Genomic DNA, 17,064 nt, shown 5'->3' with positions numbered 1-17,064 from the left:
AATTTGATTTATAGCACAGCCTCTTTTGTTGGATGATTTTATTTTAAAGCAAACCAGGCCAGGCCTATTGGGTTATACTATAAGTATTCTTAAATATTTTAGTATGAGAGCAATATGGAGAGGGTCGATCGGGTTTGGACTGGTTAGCATCCCAATTAAGTTGTATTCGGCTGTGCAAACAAGTTCCCTTGATCTGGATATGCTGGATGGCAGGGATCATTCCCGGATCCGTTACCAACGGGTTAACGAACAAACGCATAAAGAGGTACCGTACGATAAGATTGTTAAAGGTTATAAGCTTAAGGATGAATATGTAATAGTAGAGGAAGGTGACTTTGCAGACGCGGCCCCCGAAAAAAGCAAAGTGATCGAGATTGAGAATTTTGTCGACATCGCCGATATTGACCTTATGTATTATGAAACATCCTATTACATCGAACCTGATATTCCCACCAACAAAGCTTACGCGCTTTTATTAAAGGCCATGGTGAAATCCGGAAAAGTTGGTTTGGCTCGCTTTGTATTACGTAATACCGAGAGTTTATGTATTGTTCACCCATCAGACAATGTGCTGGTAGTAACCCGTATTCGTTTTGCCCAGGAAATCAGACCAACGGATGAGTTAAATATTGCCGACAATGTTGGGATCACCAAAAAGGAACTGGATGTTGGTTTGGCGCTGATCAAACAATATACCGAGCATTTTGATATCTCGAAGTTTAAAGATGAGTACAGTAATGAACTGCTAAACATTATTAAAGCCAAAGCAAAAGGAAAACGACCAACCATCAAAAAGCTGAAACCGCATAAAACCACAAGCGATGATCTGTATGAACAATTGATGGAAAGTTTGCAGACCAAGAAAGGAGCATAAAAATGGGCTTAACGGATTATATCAAAAAGCGCGATTTTAAACAAACTTCTGAACCTAAAACTGGAAAAAGCACTGGTAAAACACTGTCTTTTGTAGTGCAACGGCACCATGCCACCAATTTGCATTATGATTTCAGATTGGAGTTGGATGGTACCTTAAAAAGTTGGGCTGTGCCTAAGGGCCCGTCTATGAACCCTGGCGATAAACGCCTGGCCATGATGGTAGAAGATCATCCCATTGATTATCAATTTTTTGAAGGGATCATTCCGAATGGTAATTATGGGGCTGGGGTTGTATTGATCTGGGATCATGGTACTTATGAATCACTTGCTGAATCCCGGGCCGATGATGTAAAAACCTTAAGAGCCGGTTTAAAAAGCGGTAACCTGAAGTTTAAACTAAACGGCGAAAAGCTAAAAGGCGAATTTGCCCTGGTAAAATTGCATAATGCCGAAAATAATGCCTGGTTGCTGATCAAACATTCGGATGATTTTGCTGTAAAAAGAAAATATAGTAGCGAAGACCTGGTGCCTGCCGACATTAAAAAAATGCGGAATAACAAAAACGGGGAAGCAACCTCATTACCAGATCATAAAGAAATCGAGGTCAAAAAAAAAAGCCCGGACCTGAAAAGAGTGAAAAACGTATAGCCGAAAAAGCTTATACACCCATGATGGCTAAGTTGGAAACCAATGTTTCTGATCGGAAAGGGTGGGTATATGAACGTAAATTGGATGGTTATCGCGCCATTGGATACACAGGTAAAAACACGAAACTGATCTCGCGTAATGGGATAGATTTTAGCGAGAGGTATGATAAGGTAATAGATGCGCTAAAACAGATTGATCAGGATGCCGTATTGGATGGGGAGTTAGTTATTGAAGGTAAAAGTGGTAAAAGTCGTTTCCAGGATATTCAGCACTATGAAGGCGACAATGCTAATTTGATCCTTAAGTATTATGTTTTTGATCTGCTGAACCTTAAAGGACACGATTTGCGCAACCTGGAATTAGTGAAACGCAAAAAATTATTGCAAGCATTGATAGAACCATTGAATAGCGGGACTATCATTTACAATGCGCATATCGAGAGCAACGGGATTGATCTATTTAAAAAAGCACAATCCTTAGGATGGGAGGGGATCATCGGTAAAGATGAAGAAAGTACTTACCACAGCGGAAAGCGATCAGACAGGTGGTTGAAATTTAAATTACGAAACTCGCAGGAGGCTATTATTTGTGGTTATACGGCACCCGGCGGATCAAGAAAATATTTCGGGGCCCTGGTATTAGGTATTCATGAAGGCGAAAGTATCCGGTACATTGGTAATTGCGGAACAGGTTTTAATGAAACCGGCTTAAAAGAACTGTATGAAAAATTGCACCTGTTAGAAACAGATAAAAAGCCCTTCAAAGAAAAGCCCCATCAAGCCACTAAAGTAACCTGGCTGCGGCCAGAACTGGTTTGTGAGGTCTGGTATGCGGAGTGGACGGCGGATGGCCATTTAAGGCAGCCCGTTTTTAAAGGATTGCGAATAGATAAGGACACGGAGGATGTAATTATGGAAACACCTGAGAAACAAATGGCCGATGAAGAAACGATTGAATTTGGTCGTACAAAGTTGAAAGTAACTCACCTGAATAAAGTTTTCTGGAAGCAGGAGGGGATAACCAAAGGCGAATTAATTAGCTATTATCAGCATATGGCGGATTGGATTGTACCTTATTTAAAAGATAAGCCTATCTCCATGCGCCGCCAACCTAATGGCATCGAAGACGGTGGGTTTTTTCAGAAGGATGTTGATATCACACATTTACCTGCCTGGATAAAAACAGAGCCCCTGCACTCGGAAAGTAATGATAAAGATATCAACTACATCATCGGGAAAGATGCCGCGACTTTACTGTATATGGTAAACCTGGGCTGTATTGAAATTAATCCATGGCTAAGCTCCTATAAGAAACCCGATAATCCGGAGTTTGTAGTGATCGATCTTGACCCTCATGATGTACCGTTTACCGAGGCGGTAGAGGCGGCATTAAAAACAAAAGAGATCTTTGACCGCATGCACCTTGATGCTTTTATTAAAACATCAGGTTCAAAAGGCCTGCATATTTATTGCTACCTGGGCGCAAAATATGATTACGATTTTGTTAAAATGTTTGCTGAGTACACAGCCAACCTGATCCATCAGGAGCTGCCAGGCACAACCAGTGTAGAAAGAAGCCCGGCTAAGAGAAAAAACAAGATCTACATTGATTTTTTACAAAACAGGCGTGGGCAAACAGTGGCCTGTCCTTACGCTGTCAGGCCGAAGCCCGGTGCAACGGTTTCGGCTCCTTTACATTGGCATGAAGTGAATGATCAGCTTAAACTATCTGATTATACAATTTATAACATGCCAGAAAGGGTAAAGAAAATACAGGATCCCTGGGAAAATTTAACAGCTACTCCCGGAAATTTAAAGGAAGCGCTTAAATTAATAAAGGGAAAATAAACATTCAGCTTCTTCATGCTTCTATATTGCGGTCTTTCCGTGCAATTGCTATCGTACAAAATTCTATTGCGGTTTATTGTGCAAAAGGCTGAAAAATCGTACCTTCTTTTTTATGTTAAATTAGTTTGACCGGAGCGAATTTTACATAAATTTAAAACGGAATTAACAGAAGCAAAAGTTGGCCATAAAACCCCTATCCAATGAAAGTGAGTTGATAAAGCAGGTAGCCTGCGGCAACGAGCGCGCTTTTACAAAACTTTTTGATGCTTATTATAAGCAGCTGGGTGATTATGTGGTAAGACTAACAGAGTCTGTAGAATTGGCCGAAGAAATTGTACAGGATGTTTTTATAAAGATCTGGACTAAAAGAGAATGCCTCACCGAAATAGATAACTTTAGTTATTACCTTTTCATTATCAGTAGGAATCAGACCTACAATTTCCTGCGGAAAAAAGCAAGTGAACGGGTACGGCAATTAGCCTGGGAAAAACAATTTGAAGAGGAGATCTATGAACTGGATCAGGTAAGTACGGAAGAGTCTTATCGCATCCAGATTGACAAAGCGATCAACAAATTGCCGCCGCAACAGCAAAAAGTTTATCTCCTGAGTCGTAACGAACGTTTAAAGTATGAGGAGATCGCCACGGTTTTAAATATCTCTGCCGAAACCGTTAAAAAACACATGAAATTGGCCCTGCGTGCCATTAAAAACAGCATCAGTCTGGAAAATAATGATGTCATCCTCCTGATTTTATTAACCCCGTTGATTTTTATTTAAAAATATTTTTTTTGGCATTACCCCTTTTCTAATCCTTTTGGGTCTTTAGTGGTATAAGACTGAAAAGCATGTCTGAAAGATTAACCTATTTATTCCGTCGATATTTTGATAAAACAGCAACCGTTGAGGAACGGGATGAATTGATGCATCTCATTAATGATCCTGGTTCTGAGGCTGTGGTTACTTCGCTGATGGAGGAAATGTATATGTCGGGTAAGCCGACAGTGCAAGATCCTTTTGCTGAAGGTAAGCGCGAAAAAATATTGAATGCCGTTTTAGGCGAAAATTCAACAGACAGTTTTACGGATAGGGTTGTGCCCATAACCAGGAACAGGTTTTTATGGGTAAAGTATGCAGCGGCCATCGCTATATTCTTATGTTTATCTGCCGGTTTGTATGTTTATGTAAGCCGGAACTCTTCGGAACAGCTTGACCTAACTAAATCTCGTAATGATGTAAAGCCCGGTGGAAATAAAGCCATCCTGACGCTTTCAAACGGGGCAAAGATCGTATTGAATGATGCGAAGGACGGAACGCTGGCTCAACAGGGGAATGCCTCTGTTGTAAAGCTGGCCAACGGCGAATTGGCCTACAAACAAGGCGTATCTTCTGATGAAGCGCCTGTTTATAATACCATGTCGACTCCAAGGGGCGGGCAATATAAACTACAATTACCCGATGGTACCACGGTTATGCTCAACGCAGAATCATCCATTACTTATCCCATAGCATTTACAGGTAAAGAAAGAATGGTGACGATATCCGGTGAAGCTTATTTTGAAGTGGCTAAGAATAAAAATATGCCTTTCAGGGTACATTTTGGCGATCAAACGGTGGAGGTATTAGGAACCCATTTTAATATTTCTGCTTATAAAGATCAGCCAGCTTTTAAAACAACGCTTTTGGAAGGTTCAGTGAAAATTTCACAGGGGCCGGAAAATCAATTATTAGTGCCGGGTCAGCAAGCGGTTTATGAACCGGGTAGCCATAAGTTCAACGTGAAAACAGTGGATACCGATGATATTTTGGCCTGGAAAAATGGCTTGTTCCTGTTTGATAATACCGAGATCGATAATGTAATGCTTCAACTGGCCAGATGGTATAACATTGATGTGTTTTACAAAGGACCTAAGCCAACCCTGAATTTTACAGGAGAGATCAGAAAAGATAGTAATCTTTCCAGGGTATTTAAGATCCTGGAATCGACTGGTGGGGCAAAGTTTACGATTAACGGAAACATTGTAACGGTCGAAAAGAAATAATATAGAAGAATATTAACCAATTAATCAAAAACCAATAAAACCCCTATAAGATGAGAAAACGCAAGACATAAGCCCCACAAAAAGGGTCTCCAAAAGCAAGCCCCCCCGGATTCCGGCCAGGGAGGCTAAATGCTTGGATCAACCCAAATTACAATTGTAACCATTGATTTTAAACTTAACCCAAACATTCAAATGTATGAAACAACTTCTACATTCTAAAGCCCCTATGCCTTATGGCGGGGGGCTTAATGACACAAACCTACGCGATAGCTATTTTAAACAGGTATTACGGATAATGAAACTAACGGGCGTCCTTTTATTTGTACTGACCATGCACCTGAGCGCATCAACCATGGCGCAAAAAGTTAGCCTTTCCAAAGAAAACGGCGACCTCAGATCGGTTTTGAGAGAATTACGAAAACAAACCGGGTATTTGTTTATGTATAATAACCAGGTTATCAAAAAAGCCCGGCCTATAACCATACACGTTACCAACACGGAGCTTAGCGAGGTGCTGATGAAAATATTTAAAGATCAGCCATTAACCTATGAATTGGATGAAAATACCATCATCATCAAAGAACCGGGTCAGCCATCTGCAGATCAAACGGAGAAGCAGGCTCCGATACGCATTACCGGCAAGGTGGTAGATAAAAAAGGTGTATCCATTCCTGGAGTAACTGTACAAGTTAAAGGTACATCTACAGTTACCTCAACTTCTGTTGATGGAACATTTACTATAAATGCCGAGAAGGGGAGTGTTATTCAATTCCGCTTCATAGGGTTTGAGATGAAAGAGGTGCTGATCGAAAACCAAACAGTACTTAATGTTATACTTAATGAGGATCAGAAGGGGCTGAATGAAGTGGTGGTGGTAGGTTATGGTACCAGTACCAAAAGGCAGCTAACCAGCGCCATTTCGACTGTTAAGGCTGAGCAATTTAACGCGGGCGTGGTATCAACACCTGCCGATCTGTTAGAAGGTAAGGTAGCCGGTTTAAATATTACCAATGATGGTAACCCTAACGGAGCCGCAACAGTTACACTCCGTGGCCCCTCAACCGTACGTCCTGCAGGTTCATCAGCCTTTTATGTAATTGATGGCGTGCCTGATGCCGATTTTAAATTACTTGCACCGGCAGATATCGCCTCAATTGATGTATTGAAAGATGCCTCTGCTGCTGCTATTTATGGTACCAGGGCCACTAATGGGGTAATTATTGTTACCACTAAAAAAGCCAAACCAGGGCAATTAAGGATGAGCTATGATGCTTATGCATCGATGGATAAGATATCTAACTCGTTTAAAGTAGCCAGTGCCGATCAGCTAAGGGCTTATGTTAAAGCCAACGGACAAAGTTTTACACCCGCTAATGATAACGGAGGTAATACCGACTGGCAAAAAGCAGTGGAACGCAGCAGTGGTTTTTCTCAGAATCATAACCTTTCATTTGGCGGCGGTACAGATAAAACACTTTACGGCGGAAGTATAAATTTCCTGGATAACCAGGGTATTGTGAAAACCAGTAATTTAAAGCGTGTTATCGGCAGGCTTAACGTATCCCAAAAAACATTGAATGATAAATTGAAACTTGACTTTTCCGTCAGTAATTCAGTAACCAATTCAGGTTTACTGGTGAACGATATCCCGTTATACACAGCAAATGGTCAAAGCCCGGGTTTATTTAAATCAATAGTACAGTATTTACCAACCCGCACAATTTATAATGCCGATGGTACATTATATAATGACCCTACTTTAAAATTGGGTTATAACCCGGTAGGGTTGATCACCAATGATACCTATCAACAAAAAATCAATCTTTTATTGGCCAATACCAAAGCCGAACTGCAATTACCATTTGGTTTATTATATAACTTGAACTTAGCCTATCAGAGCAGGACCACCAATAATAACACTTATTATGATTCGGCTTCGGAATTGGCGCCTAACCTGGGTGGAAAAGCTATACGCTCAACCTATGAGGATACCAAAAAGGTATTTGAAAACTATTTGTCCTATGCCCATAACTGGAACGATAAGCATGATTTTAAGGCTTTGTTTGGTTACTCGTATGATGAAACTACGGTAGGCAATGGCTTTCAGTCAGTAGCTCAGGGCTTTCCATCCGATGTGACCAGTTATTATAACCAGGGTTTAGGTAGCCAGACCGGTCTTAACTCTGATCTTGCAAATACAACCACATCATTTAATACGTTACGCTTAATATCGTTTTACTCGCGCTTGAATTACAGCTATCTGGGCAAGTATATTTTCCAGGCTTCTATACGTCGTGATGGTTCAAATGCGTTCGGTACCAATAACCGCTGGGGATATTTTCCGGCTGCGTCAGCGGCATGGCGGGTTAGTGACGAATCGTTTATGAAATCACAAACTTTGTTTGATGATCTGAAACTTCGTGTAGGTTATGGGCAAACGGGTAATGCAGTAGGATTCAATCCGTATACACCGCAAACCTTATACGGCACAACCGGCTACTTTTATTATAATGGGGCTTATACCAATGCTGTTGGTATAACTCAAAATCCTAATCCAGATTTAAAGTGGGAAACAACAGCTACCTTAAACGGTGGTATTGATTTTTCAATACTTAAAGGACGATTAGGTGGATCAGTTGATGTTTACAGTAAAAAAACAACCAACATGATCTTTGATATTCCGGTTGCGCTGATCAATAATTTTGTGGGTACTACTACAGCCAACGTAGGCAGTATGAGCAATAAAGGCGTTGAGGTATCTTTAAACGGAACCCCTGTAAAATCAAAGGATTTCACCTGGAGCAGTTATGGAAATATTGCTTTTAATAAAAACAGGATCACCTCAATGGGGGCCAACCTTTCCAAAATTTATGTAGGCGATCCCGAAGGGCCAGGGCAAAGTGGTATCAAAACGTCTATTATTGAATCAGGATATCCGCTTGGTGAGTTTTATACTTTAAAATATCTCGGTCGTACTAATGGCGTATCAACCTTTCTGGGCGCCAACGGGCAGCCCACTACCACGCCAACAAGTGCCGATCAAACTTATGCCGGTAACGCGCAGCCAACTTATACATTTGGCTGGGGTAACGATTTTACTTATAAAAAATTCAGCCTGAATTTCTTTTTCCGTGGTCAGGGTGGTAATAAAATCATGAATGCATCACTGGCAAGCTTTAATCAGCCCACACAAGCCTCGGCGCATGGCGTACCAGTGCTAACATTAAGCGAGCCGGCTAATGACGTAAATGCGAATTTATACTCAACCAGATACCTTGAAAGCGGCACTTTTGTGCGGTTAAGTAATGCAACCTTGTCTTACAAAACTAAGATCCAAGGCAACTACATACATGGGTTACGTTTATATGTTACCGGTACCAACTTATTTATCATTACAAAGTATAAAGGTGTTGACCCAGAGTTGAACCTGAGTCTGAATAATCAGGCCAGCGGCCAGTTTATAGGAGTAGATAGTAATAACTTTTATCCTAAAACAAGGAGCTTCCTGGCTGGCGTACAAGTAGATTTATAATACCTAAAACTTAATTGACATGAACCACATCAATAATATATATAAGAAACTCAGCATCGTAGCTTTGCTTGCTGGAGCAGCAGTTTACCTGTCGGGCTGTACAAAATTGGATGTCGCCGCGAAGTCTGCGCTTACACCAAGCAATTTCCCAACAACAGCTGCACAATTTGTGGCAGCAACAGGTCCTATTTATACCTCATTCCGCACCTCACCAGGCCGCGAGTACTGGCTGTTACAAAACCTTAGTACAGATGAAAGTGTACTGGTGGCCCGTGGCGGTAACTGGTTAGATGGTGGTACATACTCCACGGTTAATTTACATACCGTAACACCGGATAACGGTATGATAGAATCATGCTGGTCATGGGGTTACACGACCATCAGTAACTGTAACAAGGTACTGTCGGTATTTGCTTCAGCACCTGAAAGTACAGCCAAACAACAAACTATTGCCGAAATAAAAACCATGCGTGCCTTATCATATTTTTATATGATGGACCTGTTTGGCAATGTGCCCATATCTAAAACCTTTGGCGATACCACCAATTTAGGCACACAACCAAGGGCCACTGTATTTGCTTTTATTGAAAGTGAGTTACTGGCGCAAATTCCTAATTTGAGCACAACCGTAGGGGCCGCAACTTATGGCAGGCCTACAAAATACCTGGCCTACGCCATTTTGGCTAAAATGTATCTGAATGCAGAATACTATATAGGAACAGCAAGATACCAGGATGCGGTTACCATGTGCGATAACATTATACAAGGAGGCCAGTACAGTTTAGATAGTGATTATTTAGGCATGTTTAAACCAAGTAACGGACCGGCGGTAAAAGATTTTATTTTTGCCATACCCTATGACGCTTTACTGGCGCAAGGCATGTATTACGCACGGTGGACAATCAATCCCAATTTAGCTGCTAAGTATAAAATGCCTTACACGCCCGATGGGCCTGTATATACCTATAAACAATATTACGCCCTGTTTAACGATGCGAACGACGTTCGCAAAAAACAATACCTTGCCGGCAAACAATATAATAACGACGGAACACCTATTAACATTACCACAACTAATATAGGCCTTGATGCCAGTTACAGCGGCCCTAACCCTACCGGAGTTGTTGTACACCAGTTGGAGTTTACGCCGGATATTGTATGGAAAAACAACGCAACTTTTGATATTGGTAATGATGAATTGGCTAACGAAGAAGGCTACAGAAATAATAAATTTTATCCGGATAGCCTGAGTACCACCCGCAACCAAAGTAACGATGTGCCTATGTTTAGGTATGCCGATGTTTTATTAGAAAAAGCTGAAGCCATATTAAGAGGAGCAACTGCTACCAACGGCCAAACTGCATTATCATTGGTTAACCAGGTACGTACACGTGCCAAAGCTACCGGCCTTGCTTCTGTAGCATTGCAGGATATATTGGACGAACGGGGAAGAGAGTTGGCTATGGAATGCTGGAGAAGAAACGACATGATCAGGTTTGGGCAATTTGAAAAAGCATGGGGTATAAAAACTGACGCTAATCCCAATAAACGCATTTTCCCTATTCCCAGACCAGAAATGCAGTTAAATCCTAAATTAACACAAAACCCGGGTTATTGATAGTTCTTATTTAAAATCCCCGGCCATTTACGGCCGGGGATTTATTTCTATCTTTCTTCAATAAAACCGATTGTTATAATTTTGATCATAAGCAGATAGATTAAAACCAAATAATGGTTTTAAATCATTTAAAATAGTATGAGATCAACCCTATTATTCATATTTTCATTAGTCCTTTGTAATGCGGCCCTTGCTCAAAAAAAAGTATATAATATCAAAACCCTTGGAGCGATAGCTGATGGCAAAACCGATAATACCCTCATTATTCAAAAGGCTATCGACCAGGCTTTTGAAGCAGGAGGGGGGACTGTTTGGTTTCCGGCTGGTAAATTTGTGACCAGCGTTATCCATGTACGGTCAAATGTCGAATTGCATCTTGCTGCGGGTGCTGAGTTATGTGCATCTGTCAAACGCATTACCTATGGCCCTGGAAAAGCGTCTCCGCTGATCAGGGCAGAAGGACAACAAAATATTTCCATCACCGGAAAAGGCACTATAAACGGGCAGGGTGAAGCTTTGTTAAAAGATATTTACCGGATGCTGAACGATGGCACGCTGAAAGATGCGGAATGGAAAACCTATAACGACTGGCACCAATTACGCCCGGAAGAAGATAACAGGCCCAAACTCATTGTTTTTGAAAAATGCGATAAGGTGACCCTTAAAAACATCACTATTAAAAACGGCTTATGCTGGATCCAGGATTACAGAAGTTGTACCAATATGGTTATTGACAGCATCAAAGTGATCAGCAATACATTTTTAAACAATGATGGGATCGATCTGGTCGACTGTAAAAATGTAAAACTGACAAATAGCTTTTTTAATGTGGCCGATGACGGCATCTGCCTGAAATCATCTGACCCACAAGGGGCCTGCGAAAATATATATATCGCTAACTGCCGGATACGTTCAAGCGCCAGCGCCTTTAAAATGGGAACGGCATCCTGGGGTGGATTTAAAAAAATAACGGTTCGGAATATTTATGTGTACGATACTTACCGCTCAGCCATAGCTATTGAATCGGTAGATGGCGCTGTGATAAGCGACATTGATATCAGGGACATCGTTGCAAAAAATACAGGTAACGCGATTTTTATCCGCCTGGGAAAACGCAATAAAAAAAGCGCGCCAGGGTCAATTAATAACGTTTACATCGGGAATGTTAAGTGTGAGATACCTGCAGGTAAGCCAGACAAGGGTTATCACATGGATGGACCTCCCGAGCAATTTGCCCATAATGTTTTCCCTTCTTCTATTACTGGTATCCCCGGTTTTGTTCCCAATAATATCACCCTCGAAAATATTGACATCAGTTATGCTGGTATCGCCAAAAAACAGGTGGCTTATTTTAACCCGGATTCTTTAACCAGGATCCCTGAAAAAATAACCAACTACCCCGAGTTCTCCATGTTTGGGGAATTACCGGCTTCCGGATTTTATGTAAGGCACGCCACAGGTATAAAAATGAAAAATATCCGTGTAACTTATGCCGGTAAAGATTTTCGTACCCCATTTATTTTTGATGATGTAAACAAGCTGACACTGGAAAAGGTAAGCGTTGTCCGTACTGATGTATTGCCCATTATGATCTTGAATAATGTAAAGGAGCCCTTATTGCAAGATATCCAGCTTCCGGGAGACGATAAGAAATTTATTAAAATACAATAGTTTATTGCTGATGATTTGGGGTAAAAAAGTGTCAAAAGAATTAAAAATGATGATAGGTAATAAAGACCGCCTCAAATATTTATTGGTATGCTTTATTTGTGGCGTTTTTACCAATGCCCACGCGCAATTAAATCTATCGGCTTCCTACGCGCTCATCAAAAGAGTAATACCGGGTTATGCACAAAAATTTAAAGTTCAGGCATTGCAAAGCCATACTTCCAAAGATGTTTTTGAGGTTGATGGCGCTAATGGTATGATCATTCTGCGGGGTAATAATGGCATTGCGGTGGCTTCGGCGCTGTATTATTATCTAACGGAGTACACGCATTGTCAAATAACCTGGAACGGTACAAATCTGAATTTACCCGCCAAATTACCAGTCCCCGCTAAAAAAGTCAGGAAAAATACACCTTATGATTATCGCTACTATTTAAACTATTGCACCTACAGTTACAGCATGAGCTGGTGGGATTGGAAACGTTGGGAAAAGGAGATTGACTGGATGGCGCTGCATGGTATTAATATGCCCCTGGCCATTTCCGGACAGGAATATGTGTGGAACAAGGTATACAGCGATATGGGATTTAACAAAGCCGATATGCAGGACTTTTTTACCGGTCCGGCTTACTTCGGATGGTTTTATATGGGCAATATGGATAAGTGGGACGGCCCTTTACCCGAAAGCTGGATAAACAATCACAAAGACCTGCAATTAAAAATATTGAAAAGAGAGCGGGAGCTGGGCTTAAAACCCGTGCTGCCAGCCTTTACCGGGCATGTGCCCGCTTCGTTTAAAGCACATTTTCCAAAGGCCAAGCTCAAGCAAACCAACTGGAAAAACGGGTTTGCCGATACTTATATCCTGGATTCAGAGGATCCTTTATTTGCAGAGATTGGCAAGAAATTTATCCAGGAACAAACCAGGATCTACGGAACGGATCATTTGTATTCGGCAGATACCTTTAATGAAAACGAGCCGCCATCCAATGATCCCCAATTTTTAGCCGAATTGAGTGCCCGTGTGTACGATGGAATGAAAGGCGCTGATCCCAAAGCGGTTTGGGTTATGCAGGGCTGGTTGTTTTACAGCGATCGCGAGTTTTGGCACGATCAGCAAATTAAAGCTTTATTGAATGCCGTCCCCAATGAACACATGATCGTTTTGGATCTGAATACAGATTTTGAACCTATCTGGAAGCGTACCAACGCGTTTTACGGAAAACCCTGGATCTGGAACATGCTGCATAATTACGGTGGCAATATCAGTTTATTTGGCAGGATGGATGCCGTGGCAAAAGAACCCGCCGCAGCTCTTCATAACCCAGCCTCGGGCCGCATGGTAGGTATTGGCTTAACCATGGAAGCTATTGAACAAACACCGGTATTGTATGAGCTAATGACCCAAAATACCTGGCAAAAGGAACCAATCGACCTGGATAAGTGGTTGCCAGAATATATCCTGAACCGCTATGGTGTAAAAAGCACTGCCGCATTAGGGGCTTGGCAAACACTGCGAAATACTGTTTTTAACGGAAAAGATATCCGTGATGGCGCCGAATCCATCATCACCGGCAGGCCCACGCTTGATTCCGCAGCTGTTTGGACACGTACCAGGCTGAATTATAAACGTAAGGATTTGTTACCCGCATGGGATAAAATGATAGAGGCTATTCCAGCCTGCCAGAAAAGCGACGGTTTTAATTATGATCTGGTTGATGTCTCCCGCCAGGCACTGGCCAATTACGCCAGGCCATTGCAGTTAAAATGGCTAAAGGCCTATAATGATAAAGACCGCAAGGCATTTGATCAATACACCGGCGAATACCTGGAGCTTATTGCGGATATGGATAAGCTGCTGGCTACCCGGAAAGATTTTTTATTAGGTCCCTGGGTAGCTGGTGCCCGCAACTGGGGAAGCAATGAAGAAGAAAAAAATCTATACGAGCGGAATGCCCGTAACCTGATTACCCTTTGGGGAGACGAAAATAGTCCGCTGCATGAATATTCGTGCAGGCAGTGGAGCGGCTTGTTGAACGATTTTTATAAAGTACGCTGGCAACAATTTTTTGATCTGCTGGGTGAATCATTGAAAACTGATAAAACGCCGGATCTTAAAGCTTTTGATAAATCGATCAGCGCATGGGAATGGCAGTGGGTTAATACCAGGAAAAGTTATCCCGTATCACCTTCGGGAAACAGTGTGGTTATTGCTGAGCAACTATATAAAAAGTACAGAAATGTGATGGGAGAAGACCTTAAATAAGATGGGAAAGAGCGACGTTAAAATTCCCACAAAACCAGCACGCCTGCTATCACTTGATGCCCTGCGGGGTTTTGATATGTTCTGGATCATGAGTGGGGAGGGCGTTATCCACGCCTTGGCTAAAGCTACGGGCTGGCCACTATTTTTATGGATGTCGGGCCAGCTGCACCATACCGATTGGAATGGGATCACCTTTTATGACATGATCTTCCCGCTGTTTTTGTTTATCGCCGGGGTTTCCATGCCATACTCCATGAGTAATAAGATCAGCAAATATGAGGTTGCTTATCCTGATTTATTGCCCTCCGCCGCAAAAAAAGAAATCTATAAATCAATGATCAGGCGAACCTTGATCCTGCTTTTTTTAGGCATGGTAGTTAACGGGCTGTTTAAGTTTAATGGTTATGAAAATACCCGCTTTGCCAGCGTGCTCGGACGCATTGGCCTGGCCTGGTTTTTTGCAGGTCTCATCTATCTAAACTTTGGTTTACGGGGGCAAATACTATGGTTCGGTATATTATTACTGGGTTATTGGGCGGCAATGGAGCTGATCCCGGTTCCGGGTTATGGGGCCGGTGTTTTAACCATGAACGGAAGCCTGGAATCATACATCGACCGTTTACTACTACCCGGCAGGTTACATGATAAAGTGCATGATCCCGAAGGGATATTATCCACCATTCCGGCAATTGGTACGGCTATGCTGGGCATATTTACCGGGCAATTTTTAAAATATGAATCAACAAAATGGCCCATGTGGAAAAAGGGGCTTGGGCTTTTTCTGGCAGGTCTGGTATTAATTTCCCTGGGTATATTGTGGGATATGATTTTCCCGATCAACAAACGTTTATGGACAAGCTCTTTTGTTTTATTTGTTGGGGGATGGAGTTTGGTCTTTCTTTCAGTTTTTTATCTGATCATCGATGTAGCCGGTTACCGCAAGTGGGCTTTCCCTTTTGTGCTTATCGGGGTAAATTCTATCGTTATATATTTAGCAGCTGAGGGGATGGTTGATTTTCAGCATACGGCCAATTTCTTTTTTGGCGGACTTATTCATCACCTGTCCCAAAACTGGCAAACTTTCTGGAATGCTGTTTCGATAGTTATTATACAGCTTACACTCCTGTATATTTTATACCGGAATAAAATTTTCCTGAAGATCTGATGTATAAATACCCTAACCGACTACCCGGAAAACTATCTGGATAGTCGATTTGAGCATGGGGATACTCACTAATTAATTTTTTTGAATAGGCGTTACACGAAACTCAGTCTTATAATTGTTTCTTAAGATCCCTATAAACTGAAATTGCCCTATTTTTTCTTCAGATAACAACTTAAAAAGCGTATCTGAACTTTCAATGGCCACATCATTAAATGAAAATAATATATCCCCGCTTTGAATGCCGGCTTTGTCTGCAGGGCTTCCCTTCGCAACATCAGAAATAAACAAAGCCTGTTTATTCGATACTTCGGCTATTGTCCTTAATTTGGGTACAATATCTATTTGCTGTAGTACCAAACCCAGATAAGCCCTTTTAACCTTTCCAAAACGAATCAGCTGACTGGCTATATCTTTTGCTGTATTGATACTGATAGCAAAACATAAGCCTTGGGCACCACTTATGGTGGCCGTGTTCACTCCAATTACCTCTCCGTCTGTATTGATCAACGGGCCACCCGAATTTCCAGGATTTAAAGCCGCGTCTGTCTGGATCATGCTGTCCATCAATCGCCCGTTTTGACCTTGAAGTGTTCGGCCAAGGGCGCTTACAACCCCCGCTGTTACGGTATGCTGAAAACCTAATGGGTTTCCAATGGCTATAACCAATTGGCCTATTGCAAGGGATTCGGAATCGCCCATATGAACCGGTATAAAATCAGAGGCCGATATTTTTAGTATAGCCAGATCTGTATCCTGATCCTGACCTACCAGGGCAGCCATATGCGTAGTGCCATCATGCATTTTAACTTTAATTATCTCTGCCTGTTGCACCACATGGCTGTTGGTGAAAAGGTACCCATCCGAAGAAAATAAGAAACCTGAGCCAGAGCCAACCGGCTGTTCTTTGTCTTTCTGTTGTTTAAAAAGTTCGATTTTGACCACTGCCGTTTTAACTTTCTCTACGGCATTAATAATGGTCGAAGAATACTGATCCATATAAATCCTTTCAAACATTAGCCATCAATAAATGAACCCATTGAAAAAGGCTGTAATAATTTCCGCATTCTGTGTAAATCCATTAAAAAACATGCTGTTTTGTCATTAATCTGCTTTTAATAAGGATATCTATTAGGCGTTCCTTAGCGGAAATATTTTCTATAGTTTATTAATATTCTTATCCGGGGTACAACTTATTTAAATATTATTATATTAGCTCTGCCAATTAAAGAAGTGTTATTAGGACAATTATTGTTCCTTAGAACCTATTGATAATTAAACATTTACCTGATAATTCCCTGGTTGATAAAGTGCACTTATCAACTTTTTATCAGAAACAGCATTAATACACAGCCCCCTCTTACTCAAACCCCAGAGTATCAGGACGTGATATTATTTGCTCTTGCC

The 17,064-nt window shown here is 41.6% G+C and carries 11 protein-coding genes; 10 read left to right on the top strand and 1 reads right to left on the bottom strand.

All coding sequences use genetic code 11. The annotated features are described in order from the left end of the window. Positions 1 to 103: 103 nt before the first annotated feature. From ku to AC57BQ_RS11550, 10 genes are all read left to right on the top strand, one after another. A complete protein-coding gene (ku, locus tag AC57BQ_RS11595) occupies positions 104 to 874 on the top strand; it encodes a non-homologous end joining protein Ku (protein WP_496406438.1) in 771 nt (256 codons plus the stop codon). Positions 875 to 876: 2 nt separating this feature from the next. Then, complete coding sequence (locus AC57BQ_RS11590) at positions 877 to 1,524, top strand: DNA polymerase ligase N-terminal domain-containing protein (RefSeq protein WP_496406437.1); 648 nt, start codon at positions 877 to 879, stop codon at positions 1,522 to 1,524. 20 nt (positions 1,525 to 1,544) lie between these two features. Next, positions 1,545 to 3,371 (top strand): DNA ligase D, encoded by a 1,827-nt coding sequence (ligD, locus tag AC57BQ_RS11585; protein WP_496406436.1) that lies wholly within the window; start codon positions 1,545 to 1,547, stop codon positions 3,369 to 3,371. A gap of 178 nt (positions 3,372 to 3,549) precedes the next feature. Next, on the top strand, positions 3,550 to 4,149 hold the full coding sequence (locus tag AC57BQ_RS11580; RefSeq protein ID WP_496406435.1) for an RNA polymerase sigma factor: 600 nt from the start codon (positions 3,550 to 3,552) through the stop codon (positions 4,147 to 4,149). 68 nt (positions 4,150 to 4,217) lie between these two features. After that, complete coding sequence (locus tag AC57BQ_RS11575; protein ID WP_496406434.1) at positions 4,218 to 5,411, top strand: FecR family protein; 1,194 nt, start codon at positions 4,218 to 4,220, stop codon at positions 5,409 to 5,411. Positions 5,412 to 5,607: 196 nt separating this feature from the next. Beyond that, the gene (locus tag AC57BQ_RS11570) at positions 5,608 to 8,943 is read left to right on the top strand and encodes a TonB-dependent receptor (RefSeq protein WP_496406433.1); all 3,336 of its coding nucleotides are present in this window, start codon (positions 5,608 to 5,610) and stop codon (positions 8,941 to 8,943) included. A gap of 19 nt (positions 8,944 to 8,962) precedes the next feature. Beyond that, the gene (locus tag AC57BQ_RS11565; RefSeq protein ID WP_496406432.1) at positions 8,963 to 10,561 is read left to right on the top strand and encodes a RagB/SusD family nutrient uptake outer membrane protein; all 1,599 of its coding nucleotides are present in this window, start codon (positions 8,963 to 8,965) and stop codon (positions 10,559 to 10,561) included. 138 nt (positions 10,562 to 10,699) lie between these two features. Beyond that, entirely contained in the window at positions 10,700 to 12,232 is a 1,533-nt protein-coding gene (locus AC57BQ_RS11560) for a glycoside hydrolase family 28 protein (protein WP_496406431.1), read from the top strand. Positions 12,233 to 12,260: 28 nt separating this feature from the next. Continuing rightward, positions 12,261 to 14,495, top strand: coding sequence for an alpha-N-acetylglucosaminidase (locus AC57BQ_RS11555; protein WP_496406430.1), 2,235 nt, complete (start codon positions 12,261 to 12,263; stop codon positions 14,493 to 14,495). Position 14,496: 1 nt separating this feature from the next. Continuing rightward, positions 14,497 to 15,660 (top strand): acyltransferase family protein, encoded by a 1,164-nt coding sequence (locus AC57BQ_RS11550; RefSeq protein WP_496406429.1) that lies wholly within the window; start codon positions 14,497 to 14,499, stop codon positions 15,658 to 15,660. 72 nt (positions 15,661 to 15,732) lie between these two features. Here AC57BQ_RS11550 and AC57BQ_RS11545 read toward each other — a convergent pair whose 3' ends face one another. Beyond that, positions 15,733 to 16,656 carry a S1C family serine protease gene (locus AC57BQ_RS11545; RefSeq protein ID WP_496406428.1) on the bottom strand — a complete coding sequence of 308 codons (924 nt, stop codon included), beginning with the start codon at positions 16,654 to 16,656 and terminating at the stop codon, positions 15,733 to 15,735. Between the last annotated feature and the right edge of the window lie 408 nt (positions 16,657 to 17,064).

It is taken from the genome of Mucilaginibacter sp. BGA-UO-ETr-C110 (genome assembly GCF_059567985.1).
Note: the sequence above shows the minus strand (reverse complement) of the source record. Positions and strands in the feature narration are given on the sequence as shown.